The following is a 12001-nucleotide window of genomic DNA, read 5'->3' as shown; positions in this document are numbered from 1 at the left end:
GGCTGCGTATGAAACGATTTCTGATCCTGCAACTGCGTCCCGAAACCGATGCCTCGGATGCCGAATATGCCTCGATCCTGGACAAAACCGGATTGACGCCCGAGCGAACGCACCGCATCCGGCTGGATTGCGAGAACCTGCCCGAGGGGCTGGACGTGACCGACTATGCCGGTGTGATAGTCGGCGGTGGTCCCGGATGTGTCAGCGATGATCCGGCAACAAAATCGGCGGTCGATGCGCGGGTCGAAGCAGCGATCATGGGCCTGATGCCGCAGATTACCGCACAGGACCATCCGTTCATGGGCTGCTGTTATGGTCTGGGAATACTGGCCGCGCATCTGGGCGGTTCGGTCAGCAAGGCGCAGTACGGCGAACCCGTTGGCCCCTCGACCTGTCACATGACTGAGGATGGCGCCCAGGACCCGCTCACCAACGGGTTGGCCGATACGTTCGACGCCTTTGTCGGCCATAAAGAGGCTGTGCAGGCCTTGCCCGATGGCTGCGTGCATCTGCTAGCCTCGGACCCCTGCCCGTTTCAGATGATCCGCTTTGGCCACAACGTTTATGCCACGCAGTTCCACCCCGAGGCCGAGGCAAAGGACTTCGAGGAACGTATAAACATCTACAAGCATCACGGCTATTTCCCGCCCGAAGACGCCCAGCGCCTGATCGACATTTGCCACGCGGCCGACGTCACCCAGCCGGCACTGATCCTGCGCCGTTTTGCGGAACGCTATGGCTGACCCAACGGCGCGGTTGCGCAATTGCGGACCGCTCGCATAGGCTGTCCAGAACGGCTTTGGGAGGAGTTGTTCTTGGATCTACTCATATCTGTCGGCTTGCCCCTGTCGCTGGCCATCATCATGCTGTCGTTGGGCATCGGGCTTGAGTTCGCCGATTTCCGCCGCGTCCTGACGCGCGGCTACCCCTTTGCCATCGGCGCGCTATGTCAGGTCGTGTTACTGCCGGTCGCGGCTTTTGCGACCGTTGCGCTGTTCGCGCTGCCGCCCGAGATTGCCGTGGGGTTCATGATCCTCAGCTTCTGCCCCGGCGGAGTGACCAGCAACATTCTCTCCAAACTGGCCAAGGGCGACGTGGCGCTGTCGGTCAGCCTGACGGCGGTGATCAGCCTATTGTCGATGCTGACCGTACCCTTTCTAGCGGCATGGTCGATCAACTACTTCATGGGCGACGACGCTCCCGAGGTCTCGATCACCGGCCTGGCCATCGCCATGTTCCTGATCACCACCCTTCCCGTCGCCATCGGCGTCAGCATCCGCCATTTTGCAATCGAATTTGCCAATCGGATCGAACCCGGATTGTCCAAGCTGGCGACCACGCTGTTTGTTCTGGTCGTGCTCGCGGCGCTGGCAGGGAATTGGCAACTCTTTGTCGATAACCTTGGGACCATGGGGGCGGGGCTGATCACTCTGAACCTTGGCCTGCTGCTCATCGGGCTGGGGCTGGCGCGGGTCGCGAACCTGTCTTGGAATGAGGCTAAGACTGTCTCAATCGAAACTGGCATTCAGAACTCGACCCTGGGCATCACGCTGGCTGCGCTGATCACCGGGACGGAAAGCGGGTTCAGCCCATTGGCCCTGCCTTCCGCCGTCTACGGGATCACCATGTATGCGTTGGCACTGCCCTTCATCCTCTGGTTCCGCCGCCGCTGAAAGGACGCTACATGACCAAGAACACAGCAGATGCCATCGTCGTTGGGGCCGGTCTGGCGGGGCTGGCTGCCGCTGCAGAGTTGGGCGACCGGGGCAAAAAGGTGATTATCGTCGATCAGGAACCCGCGCATTTTTTGGGCGGGCAAGCATTTTGGAGCCTTGGTGGCTTGTTCATGATCGACACTCCAGAACAGCGCCGCATGGGCATTCGCGACAGTCATGATCTGGCCTTGCGGGACTGGATGGGCAGTGCACAGTTCCACCGGGATGAGGACGCATGGCCGCGCAAATGGGCCGAGGCCTATGTGGAATTCGCCGCTGGCGAGATGCGTCCTTGGCTGCATGACATGGGCCTGCGCTGGTTTCCGGTGGTCGGCTGGGCTGAACGCGGCGGGTCCTATGCGGATGGTCACGGCAACTCGGTCCCTCGGTTCCACATCACATGGGGCACCGGGCCAGGCGTGCTGGAACATTTCATCCGCCGCGTACGCGAACATGTAGATAGTGGACTGGTCGAGCTAAAATTCCGCCATCAGGTCAGCCATATCATCATGCAGAACGGCTGCGCCAAGGGGGTCTCAGGCGAGGTTCTGGCCGACGACACCGCCCAGCACGGGGCCAAGACCAACCGCGACGAAGTGGGTGAGTTTGAGGTCTACGCGCCGTCGGTCATTGTCAGCTCTGGCGGCATTGGTGGCAATTTCGAGATGGTGCGCAAGAACTGGCCACGTGATCGGCTGGGGGAGCCGCCCAAGGATATGGTCGCAGGTGTCCCCTTTCACGTCGATGGCCGTATGATTGCCATCAGCGAGAAGGCGGGCGGTCATGTGATCAATGGCGACCGGATGTGGCATTACACCGAAGGCGTGCGGAACTGGAATCCGATCTGGCCTTCGCACGGCATTCGCATCCTGCCCGGCCCTAGTTCGATGTGGTTTGACGCGCGCGGCAACCGGTTGAAACCGCCTTGCCTACCGGGGTTTGATACCTTGGGCACACTAAAGGAAATCCTAAAAACCGGCTATGAATACAGCTGGTTCGTGCTCACTCAGAAGGTGATCAAAAAGGAATTCGCCCTGTCAGGGTCCGAACAGAACCCCGACATGACCGAAGGTGGTTGGCGCGAAGTGCTGTTTCGGCGCGTGCTGACCGGTTCAAAGGCCACCGCGCCGGTCGAAGCGTTCAAACAGCATGGTGAAGACTTCATCGTCGCCAACACTTTGACCGAACTGGTCAGCGGCATGAACCAGATGGGCGACGCCCCGATCGATGAGGCTCATCTGCGCGCCCAGATAGAAGCGCGGGATTCACAGGTTGATAACCCCTTCACCAAAGATGCCCAGATGGCCGCCGTTCTGGCCGCGCGTAACTATCGTGGCGACCGGCTGATCCGCACGGCCAAGCCGCACAAGTTCCTTGACCCGAACAACGGTCCTTTAATCGCGGTCAAGCTCCACGTTCTGACGCGCAAGACGTTAGGTGGGTTGCAGACCAACCTCGACAGCCAGATGATCGGGGCAGATGGTCAGGTCGTTCCCGGCCTGTTCGCGGCCGGAGAAGTCGCAGGCTTTGGCGGTGGCGGCTATCACGGCTACAACGCGCTTGAAGGCACGTTTCTAGGCGGCTGCATCTTCTCGGGCCGCAATGCCGGACGGTCGCGCGCTGTGGCCTGATTACTCGGCCCGGACGAATTTCAAAACGGGCTCACCGCCCGCATCCAGCATCACCAGGCTGTCCCCTGCGACCGCATAGCGGGTTACGGTCTGAAGAGCGGCCAAGAATTGATCTTCGACTTCTTCAAGCTCGGGCGGGCATGCCATCAGGGTGGCGGCCATGTTGTCGGGAAAGCTCAGGCTGTCACCGCTGATTTCAGCCTGACCCGAAAATCTGTTGCACCCGCCTGTACCGCCGAATGCACCGTCTTGTTCGAAGGTGATTTGCGGCGGGCGTTGCGCTTCGACCACATCACCGTTGATGCCGATTGCCGTCCAGTTGGTGTTGTCCAGACTGACGGTTGCTTTCGGAGAAACCTTCACCAGCACAAGATCAGCGGTATCTCCACCACCCCGTGTCAGGACAGGGTTCACCGTATCCGTCGTGAACAGCAATTTGTTGCCGTGATAGATTGAACCTCGGACCGCATAAGTCTTGCCGTCCTGGATCAGCGCATCATCATAGTTCAGCGCGTATTCAGCCGGTACACCTGTCAAGGCATAGCGCTGCGACGCCAGCGTGACAGCGGGGGCATCCGCGAGGGAAATATCTTGCAACTCAACATATAGCGTCGCATCCGGTGTCACCGCGATCCGCTCGCGGTAGGTTGCAGTTCCTGTGATGGTACCTGCATGGCTCTGACTACCTAAAATGGTTAGCGCCACTGCGCCTACGACGATGGCTTGGCCGAGTTTTGGAAAAGGCATGATCCAATCCTTTCACATTCGCATTTGATGAAAAGATTGTTACGGTAACTGTATTTACAAGTGGCGCAAACCCTTGTCGGCAAAATCGCGCCGTCTTTAAAGCGGCCAGATCAACGGAATCAGCAGCGATGCCAGCAAGCCCACTGTCAGGTTCAATGGCACCCCGACCTTAAGGAAATCGGTGAAACGGTACCCACCGGGGCCATAAACCATCATGTTGGTCTGGTATCCGATGGGCGTCGCAAATGAGGCCGAGGCCGCCACCATAACTGCCACCACCAACGGACGCGGGTCGATGCCCACCGCTTGCGCCAGCCCGATGGCAATCGGGGTCACCACCACGGCCACCGCGTTGTTCGAGACCAGCTCGGTCAGCACCGAGGTCAACAGATACACGGCCCAGATGATCAGGAAAGGCGGCAGGGCGCTGAGGCCCGGTGCGACCGCTTCGACAATCAGCGACACTGCGCCGGATTTGTCTAACGCTGCGCCAATCGCCAGCATCGAGAAGATCAGCGCCAGCAGGCGACCTTCGACAAAGGAAAACGCCTCATCCGCGTCGATACAGCGAGTCAGCAGCACCACCGCGACCGCCAGAATGGAAAGCAGAAGGATCGGTGCAACGCCCAGCGCGGCCAGAGCCACGATCCCGACCAGCGCACCGATGGCAATCGGCGCATGACTGCGTCGGAACGCGCGGGCTGAGGGCTGTGAGACGTCGACCATATCCATATCAGCGGCCAGCCTCTGGATGTCTTCGGGTGCGCCCTCCAGCAGCAGCGTATCGCCTACGCGCACCACCAGATCATCCAGTTGGCGCCCGATATTCTGGTTCCTGCGATGCACCGCCAGCACATAGACACCATAACGCCGCCGCAGACGCATTGCGCCCAGTGTCCGGCCAACCATGCGGCAGCCGGGGGTGATCAGAACCTCGACTGTCTTGGTCTCGACCGCCGAAACTTGGTCGACGCGCTTGAGTTCCTTGTTGCTTTGCAGACTCAGCAGTTCCGTCATTTCGGTGCGCAGAACCACGCGGTCGCCCAGTTTCAGCTCGACGCCTTTAAGGTTGCGGCGCAATGACTCGTCGCCTCGGATCACGTCGATCAGTCGGACGCCGGGGCGTTTGAAGAGCTGTACGCCCGTTACTTCGCGCCCGATCAGGTTGCTTTCGGGAGGGATGACGGCCTCGGTAAAGAATTTCATCTTTGAGCGGTCGGACAGAAGCGTCGCCATACTGTCACGATCCGGCAGCAGACGTGGCGCGATGAACCGCAGGTAGACCATGCCATAGATCACCAGCGCAACACCCAGCGGAGTGACCTCGAAAATGGTGAAGGGAGCCATACCCTGCGACCGGGCTACACCGTCCACCAGCAGGTTGGTCGAGGTGCCGATCAGCGTCAGCGTACCCCCAAGAATCGCCGCATAGCTGAGCGGGATCAGCAATTTCGACGCAGGCACGTTCAGCGTGCGGGCGATCTGGACAAAGACCGGGATCATCACAACGACAACCGGCGTATTCGACACCACGGCCGAGGCCAGCACCACAAACCCCATCAACAGACCAATGGCAATCCTTGGGTTGACCTGCGCCTGTTTCTGCGCGGTTGAGGTGAACGCATCCAGCGCACCCGTGCGCACCAAAGCCCCCATGATGATGAACATCGCGGCAATGGTCCAAGGTGCGGGGTTGGACAGCACGGCCAGCGCGCTTTGATAGGGCAGAATGCCCGTTACCAGCATCACGGCCACGCCGCCGATGGCGACTACCTCGGTCGGGTAAACCTCACGCAGGAACATGATGAACATGCCCGCGACAACCAAGAGCGCCAGTATCGCGCTGCCTGTTTCTGAAAGCTGAAGGAGTTGCATTCTTGGTTTATGTCCGAACCCTGACCCGAGCTGCGCGCTCGTCAGGCAGTTTCACGCATTGGGATGGGCAGAGCAAGCTTTACTGCGGCCCTGCTTGCTGCAAACGCCCGCCAACGCGCACCATTTGCACAGATTTTGCCTCTCCGGTGCGGTCATCAGTCTCGACAAACACGCCGCTGAGCGTGGCCTCGCCATCGGCGGGGGTAAATCGGGCTTTGGGCATTCCGGTGATAAAGCGACGCATCGGTTCGACCTTGTCCATGCCGATGACCGAGTCGTAATCGCCACACATCCCAGCATCGGTCAGATAGGCGGTTCCATTGGGCAGAATCTGCGCATCTGCCGTTGGCACATGGGTATGCGTGCCGACCACAAGGCTGGCGCGTTTATCGCAATAATGACCCATGGCCATCTTCTCGGATGTGGCCTCACAATGCATGTCGACAATGATTGCTTGCGCCTGACCACCGCGCGGGTGGGATTTCAGGATCGGCTCGATGGCCGAGAACGGATCATCAAAGGGCCGTTTCATGAAGACCTGCCCCAGCACCTGCACCACCAGAACCTTGCGCCCGCCCGGCGCGGTATACAGGCGATGCCCCCGCCCCGGCGCGCCTTTGGCGAAATTTACCGGCCGCACGATGCGGGACTCTTTCTCGACGAATTGAAGCATATCTTTCTGGTCGAACGCGTGATCGCCCAGCGTCAGGCAATCGGCGCCGGCATCCAGCAGCAGCTTGGCGTGATCGCCGGTCAGCCCCATCCCGTTCGAGGCGTTCTCGCCATTTACCACAACAAAATCCAGCCGCCATTCGTCGCGCAGACGCGGCAGATGTTGTTGGATCGCCGCACGCCCGGCGCGGCCCATGACGTCACCCAGAAATAGTATCCTCATACGAACCGTCCTAAGTGTGGCAATGACCAAGCACAAGTGGTTAAACTCAGGTCATAAACTGCCAATACCATTCATCGGAGCGTTTCATGACCCGCCTATACCTGCCTGCCCTTCTGCTGATCCCCCTCGCTGCATGCGAACCTGCGTCTGATAACTCGGCACAACTCGCCAACCCTGCGGCGACGTTCTGTGTCGAAAGCGGCGGCGATTATCGCATTGTCGACGGGGCCGACGGCCAAACAGGGCGGTGTACCCTACCCGATGGGCGCGATCTGGATGCGTGGGAGTATTTCCGCGAAAACCATGCGGGGTGAGCGGCGTTAAAACGTCAGAACCCGGCTTTCCGTGATCACCATGTCCAAGGGCTGATCGGTTGGCTCCAGCGGCAAGCCCTCGGCCTCTTGTGCGTCAAAGGCGAAACCAATGGCCAGTGTCGGGCGTTTGGCGCGCAGTCCCTCCAGCGTGCGGTCATAGAAACCACCGCCATAGCCCAGCCGTCCACCCTGCGCATCAAAGGCCACCAGCGGCACGATCAGGATTTCCGGGTCAAAATAATCGTCGACCTCCGGCACCTTGGCCCCGAAAGGGCCGTCTTTTAGAGCGCCTTCGGGGGTCCAGTGCGAAAACTTCAGCGGCTGCGCGGCAGCTTGGATCACGGGCACGCCGACCGGACCATAGGCCGAAGCCTCGGCCATGGCGGGCAGCGGATCAATCTCGGTGCGGATGGGCATGTAGCCCGAGATCGGCACGCCCCGGTGCCCGGCCAACACTTCGGACAAACGCCCTGCCGCACCGGGAAGTCGCGCGTCAAAGGCAGCCTTTCGACGCGCAAAGGCCGCCTTGCGCGCGGCGGCTTTGATTTCGGTCAGATCGGTCACAGTAGCACCACGCTGGCAAGTCCCAGAAAGATGAAAAACCCCATGACATCCGTTGTCGTCGTCACAAAGGTCCCCGACGCCAGCGCCGGGTCAACGCCCAGACGATCCAGCACCACCGGTACTACCGTACCCGCAAACCCCGCGATCACCATGTTCACGACCAAGGCCGACCCGATCACGACACCCAGCATCGGAGAATCAAACCACATCATCCCAACCGTGCCCAGCACGATGGCAAAACACAGCCCGTTCAGAAGTCCCACCAGCAATTCCCGCCGGATCACCCTCATCACGTTGGCGTTGGTCAGGTCGCGCGTCGCCAGCGCTCGCACCGCGACTGTAAGCGACTGCGTACCTGCATTGCCCCCCATCGAAGCCACGATCGGCATCAGGATCGCCAGCGCCACCAGCTGATCAATTGCTGCCTCGAATTGCGAAATCACCAGCGAGGCACAGATCGCCGTGCACAGATTCACCGCCAACCACGGCAGCCGTCGCTTGCTGGTATCCGCCACACTGTCCGCGATTGAGCTTTCGTCGCTAACCCCAGCCAAACGCAGGATATCTTCCTCGTGCTCTTCATCCAGAACCACCATGGCGTCGTCGATGGTAATGACTCCAACCAACCGCCCATCAGCATCCACCACCGGGGCCGAGATCAGGTGGTACTGGTTGAACGCATAGGCCACGTCCTCTTCATCCTGATCGACCGGAATAATGTGCAGCTCTTCATCGGCCAGATCGGCCAGCCGCACTTCGCGGCGCGCCGCCATAAGCTTGCCCAGTGTCACCTGCGCCACAGGTTTCAGGCGCGGATCGACCATGACGACATAGTAGAATTGCTCGGGCAGATCGTCATTGGCGCGCATGAAATCGATGGCCTGACCCACCGTCCAATGTTCGGGCGACATGACCACTTCGCGCTGCATGAGGCGACCGGCCGAGTTCTCGGGGTAAGACAGCGCTTGCTCTGCCGCGATCCGCTCGGAATCCTCCAGCGCGTCCAGAATGGCCTCTTGCTGCGGCTCTTCGAGGTCCTCCAGCAGGTCGACGACATCGTCGCTTTCCATCTCGCGCACGGCGTCGGCGAGAACGTCGGGCTTGAGAATGCCGATGATCTCTTCCCGCACGGCCTCGTCAAGTTCGGACAAGATGTCGCCGTCAAACTCTTTGTCATACAGCCGGATCAGCTGGGCGCGGTCGTACGGATTGATCTGTTCCAGAAGGTCGGCGATGTCAGCGGCGTGCAGCGGCTCCATAAGCTCAACCAGCTTGTCGCGGTCATCCACATCGACAGCATAAAGAATTGCCGTGATAGCCTTCGGGTCCAGCGCATAAACGTCGTCGTCACTGGTCGACTCGACTTGGGGTTCGTCAATGCCTGTGGTCATGTCTGCCCCCGCTATCCTTCGGTCATTGCCCTTTAAATAGAAGAAGCAGCTACCGGAAAACAATGACAATGCGCCGATTTACCCAGAAGTTTCCCGCGCCTATGCTATTTGACGGTCCCATACAGGCGGAGATGAATGAAAATGGCGCAGAAAACGCTGCTGAAAGGGCGTGTGCTCAGCTTTACCGGTTCCCCGTTCGAGGGCGAGCCAACCGACGCCGTTGAGTTCAGCGAAGCAGTGGTGGTCGAGGGTGGCCATATCGCCGCGGTGGGTCATGCCGATACGCTGCGCTCTGCGCATCCCGACGCGCAGGTGGTCGATCACGGCCAGCACGTGATCATGGCCGGATTTGTGGACGCGCATGTGCACTATCCACAGACCGCGATGATTGCCAGCTGGGGCAAACGTCTGATCGACTGGTTGAACACCTATACCTTCCCCGAAGAGATGAAGTTCGGCGACCCGACCTACGCCGCCGAAATTGCAAACCGCTATCTGGACCTAACAGCGGCCCATGGCACCACGACGATGTGCAGCTTTTGCACCATTCACCCCGAAAGCGTCGATGCGTTCTTTGCGGCTGCACAAGCGCGCAACCAGCGTGTGGTGGCAGGCAAGACCTGCATGGACCGCAACGCGCCCGAGGGGCTGCGGGACACTGCGAAAACGGCCTATGACCAATCGGAGGCATTGCTAGAGAAATGGCATCGTGTTGACCGTTTAACCTATGCTATCACACCGCGGTTTTCACCGACATCCACGCCTGAACAGCTTGAGGCGATGGGCGCGCTGTGGGCCGAGCACCCTCATTGTCTAATGCAGACCCATCTGAGTGAACAAACGGATGAAATCGCCTGGGTCCGCGAGTTGTTTCCCGAGGCGCGCGACTATCTGGATACTTACGAGAAATTCGGTCTTCTGGGTTCGCATGGGGTCTATGGCCACGTCATCCATCTGGAAGCGCGCGAGCGCGACCGCCTGCGCGAGGTGGACGCGGCGCTGATCCATTGCCCGACCTCGAACACCTTCATTGGCTCGGGCCTGTTCGATATGACCGGATTGATGCATGACGGGCATCGGGTCGGGTTGGCCACGGATACGGGCGGCGGGTCGAGTTTCTCGATGCTGCATACAATGGCCTCGGCCTATGAGATCGGACAACTGCGCGGCGCGCCTCTGCATGCGGCGCAACTGTTGTGGTTGGGCACGGTCGGATCGGCGCGGTCGCTGCGGTTGGACGATCGGATTGGCAATATCGCACTGGGGATGGAGGCGGATCTGGTCGTGCTTGATCTGGCCTCGACCCCGGCCATCGCGCAGCGCGAGGCTTGTGCGGATGATATATGGGAGGCGATCTTCCCGACCATCATGATGGGGGATGATCGCGCCATTGCCGAGGTTTGGATCGGTGGGGCCGCTGTCGCGTGAGGGAATGCGCCTTGCGGCGCATGCCTCCGGCGGAGGTATTATTGAACAGAAGAAGAGTTTCAGCTTTGCAGGGCTCGCGCCAGCGCGTTCTGCCGTTCGATCACACGTGGCAGGTCCAGAGTGGTGATAGCCCCGCCGCGCACGATTTGGCGACCTTCGACGAACAAATGTTTCACCTTCATCGGCCCGGATAGCAACAGCGCCGCCGGGTCCCAACTGCCTGCGCTTTCGATACCGCCTATGTCCCAGATGGCAATATCTGCGCGCTTGCCCGGCGCTAACCGGCCGCAATCGGGGCGGTTGAGGACATCAGCACCGCCTCGGGTTGCGAGTTCAAGCGCCTCGCGGGAGGACATCGCATCCGCGCCATTGGCGACCCGTTGGAGGAGCATGGCCTGTCGCGCCTCGAGCACCAGGCTGCCATTGTCATTGCTGGCCGAGCCATCCGCGCCCAGCCCAACTGGCACGCCGCAATCGCGCATTTTCCGAACCGGCGCGATCCCTGAGCCCAGCCGACAGTTCGAACAGGGGCAATGGGCAACGCCGGTCTGTGTGCGGGCGAAGAGGTCGATCTCGGCGCCGTCCAGCTTGACGCAATGAGCGTGCCACACATCCGGGCCAGTCCAGCCCAGATCTTCGGCGTATTGACCGGGGCGGCAGCCGAATTGCGCTTGGGAGTAGGCGATATCCTCATCGTTTTCGGCAAGATGAGTGTGCAGCATCACGCCCTTGTCTCGCGCCAGTACGGCTGTGTCGCGCATCAGGTCACGGCTAACCGAAAACGGAGAGCATGGAGCCAGGCCGACCCGACACATTGCGCCCTCGGACGCGTCATGAAAGGCGTCGACGACGCGGATCATATCGTTGAGGATTGCATCCTCGGTTTCAACCAGCGCATCCGGGGGCAGGCCACCATCGCTTTCACCGATGCTCATCGCGCCACGGGTCGGGTGGAAACGCAGGCCGACCTCGGCAGCGGCGGCGATGGTGTCGTCCAGCCGTGCGCCGTTGGGGTAGAGGTACAAGTGATCCGAACTAAGCGTACAGCCCGACAGCGCCAATTCGGCCAGCCCAATCTGAGCTGAGGTGAACATTTCATCCGGTCCGAACCGTGCCCAGATGGGGTAGAGCGTTTTCAGCCAACCAAAGAGCAGCGCATCCTGCCCACCGGGTACGGCGCGGGTAAGGGTTTGGTAAAGATGGTGATGTGTGTTCACCAAACCAGGTGTCACCACGCATCCTGTCGCGTCATGGATTTCTCCGGTCGTGGTCAGGCCCTGCCCGATCTGCGCAATCTGGCCATTTTGGATCAGAATATCGGCCCCGCGCAATTCGCGTCGCGTGTCATCCATTGTGAGGATGGTATCTGCGTGTTTGAAAAGGATTTCGGTCATCTCGCCCCTCCGTCGCATCAACCCGTCTCATGCTTGGAGAATGCGGG

At 60.3% G+C, this 12001-nt stretch carries 11 protein-coding genes; 5 read left to right on the top strand and 6 right to left on the bottom strand.

What is annotated here, in order from left to right; translation table 11 throughout:
• Positions 1-8: 8 nt before the first annotated feature.
• The 3 genes from ACR3E7_RS01795 to ACR3E7_RS01785 all read left to right on the top strand — a co-directional run bounded on the left by ACR3E7_RS01795 (position 9) and on the right by ACR3E7_RS01785 (position 3346).
• Positions 9-743 (top strand): glutamine amidotransferase, encoded by a 735-nt coding sequence (locus ACR3E7_RS01795; RefSeq protein WP_170784001.1) that lies wholly within the window; start codon positions 9-11, stop codon positions 741-743.
• A 72-nt stretch (positions 744-815) separates the two neighbouring features.
• Positions 816-1673 (top strand): bile acid:sodium symporter family protein, encoded by an 858-nt coding sequence (locus tag ACR3E7_RS01790; protein ID WP_480503220.1) that lies wholly within the window; start codon positions 816-818, stop codon positions 1671-1673.
• 11 nt (positions 1674-1684) lie between these two features.
• Positions 1685-3346, top strand: coding sequence for an FAD-binding dehydrogenase (locus ACR3E7_RS01785; RefSeq protein ID WP_480503221.1), 1662 nt, complete (start codon positions 1685-1687; stop codon positions 3344-3346).
• Here the strand turns inward: ACR3E7_RS01785 and ACR3E7_RS01780 are convergent, their stop codons facing one another.
• The 3 genes from ACR3E7_RS01780 to ACR3E7_RS01770 all read right to left on the bottom strand — a co-directional run bounded on the left by ACR3E7_RS01780 (position 3347) and on the right by ACR3E7_RS01770 (position 6863).
• The gene (locus tag ACR3E7_RS01780; RefSeq protein ID WP_480503222.1) at positions 3347-4093 is read right to left on the bottom strand and encodes a YbaY family lipoprotein; all 747 of its coding nucleotides are present in this window, start codon (positions 4091-4093) and stop codon (positions 3347-3349) included. It lies immediately after the preceding gene.
• 96 nt (positions 4094-4189) lie between these two features.
• A complete protein-coding gene (locus tag ACR3E7_RS01775; protein WP_480503223.1) occupies positions 4190-5968 on the bottom strand; it encodes an SLC13 family permease in 1779 nt (592 codons plus the stop codon).
• 79 nt (positions 5969-6047) lie between these two features.
• Complete coding sequence (locus ACR3E7_RS01770) at positions 6048-6863, bottom strand: TIGR00282 family metallophosphoesterase (RefSeq protein ID WP_480503224.1); 816 nt, start codon at positions 6861-6863, stop codon at positions 6048-6050.
• 86 nt (positions 6864-6949) lie between these two features.
• Here ACR3E7_RS01770 and ACR3E7_RS01765 point away from each other — a divergent pair, with 86 nt between their 5' ends.
• Positions 6950-7177, top strand: a complete 228-nt coding sequence (locus ACR3E7_RS01765) for a putative hemolysin (protein ID WP_170788257.1) — start codon at positions 6950-6952, stop codon at positions 7175-7177.
• Between the two features lie 6 nt (positions 7178-7183).
• On the opposite strand, the gene ACR3E7_RS01760 is transcribed toward ACR3E7_RS01765, so the two are convergent.
• Both ACR3E7_RS01760 and mgtE read right to left on the bottom strand, forming a co-directional pair.
• Positions 7184-7741: a 5-formyltetrahydrofolate cyclo-ligase gene (locus ACR3E7_RS01760; RefSeq protein ID WP_170783987.1), complete on the bottom strand. Its 558-nt coding sequence runs from the start codon at positions 7739-7741 to the stop codon at positions 7184-7186.
• Positions 7738-9132, bottom strand: a complete 1395-nt coding sequence (gene mgtE, locus ACR3E7_RS01755; RefSeq protein ID WP_480503225.1) for a magnesium transporter — start codon at positions 9130-9132, stop codon at positions 7738-7740. The genes ACR3E7_RS01760 and mgtE overlap by 4 nt, the downstream gene beginning before the upstream one ends.
• Positions 9133-9273: 141 nt before the next feature.
• On the opposite strand from mgtE, the gene guaD reads away from it, so the two are divergent.
• Positions 9274-10560: a guanine deaminase gene (gene guaD / locus ACR3E7_RS01750; RefSeq protein ID WP_480503226.1), complete on the top strand. Its 1287-nt coding sequence runs from the start codon at positions 9274-9276 to the stop codon at positions 10558-10560.
• Positions 10561-10619: 59 nt separating this feature from the next.
• On the opposite strand, the gene ACR3E7_RS01745 is transcribed toward guaD, so the two are convergent.
• Positions 10620-11954, bottom strand: coding sequence for an 8-oxoguanine deaminase (locus tag ACR3E7_RS01745; protein WP_480503227.1), 1335 nt, complete (start codon positions 11952-11954; stop codon positions 10620-10622).
• Positions 11955-12001: the final 47 nt, after the last annotated feature.

This window comes from Ruegeria sp. BK1 (assembly GCF_056535645.1).
The sequence above is the reverse complement of the archived record's forward strand: the minus strand, read 5'-3'. Positions and strand labels throughout refer to the sequence as shown.

What these genes read in the sequence shown, in the direction of transcription:
- ACR3E7_RS01795 (WP_170784001.1), top strand. Translation starts at nt 9, where the DNA reads ATGAAACGATTTCTGATCCTGCAACTGCGTCCCGAAACCGATGCCTCG.
- ACR3E7_RS01785 (WP_480503221.1), top strand. Translation starts at nt 1,685, where the DNA reads ATGACCAAGAACACAGCAGATGCCATCGTCGTTGGGGCCGGTCTGGCG.
- ACR3E7_RS01780 (WP_480503222.1), bottom strand. Translation starts at nt 4,093, where the DNA reads ATGCCTTTTCCAAAACTCGGCCAAGCCATCGTCGTAGGCGCAGTGGCG.
- ACR3E7_RS01775 (WP_480503223.1), bottom strand. Translation starts at nt 5,968, where the DNA reads ATGCAACTCCTTCAGCTTTCAGAAACAGGCAGCGCGATACTGGCGCTC.
- ACR3E7_RS01770 (WP_480503224.1), bottom strand. Translation starts at nt 6,863, where the DNA reads ATGAGGATACTATTTCTGGGTGACGTCATGGGCCGCGCCGGGCGTGCG.
- ACR3E7_RS01765 (WP_170788257.1), top strand. Translation starts at nt 6,950, where the DNA reads ATGACCCGCCTATACCTGCCTGCCCTTCTGCTGATCCCCCTCGCTGCA.
- mgtE (WP_480503225.1), bottom strand. Translation starts at nt 9,132, where the DNA reads ATGACCACAGGCATTGACGAACCCCAAGTCGAGTCGACCAGTGACGAC.
- guaD (WP_480503226.1), top strand. Translation starts at nt 9,274, where the DNA reads ATGGCGCAGAAAACGCTGCTGAAAGGGCGTGTGCTCAGCTTTACCGGT.
- ACR3E7_RS01745 (WP_480503227.1), bottom strand. Translation starts at nt 11,954, where the DNA reads ATGACCGAAATCCTTTTCAAACACGCAGATACCATCCTCACAATGGAT.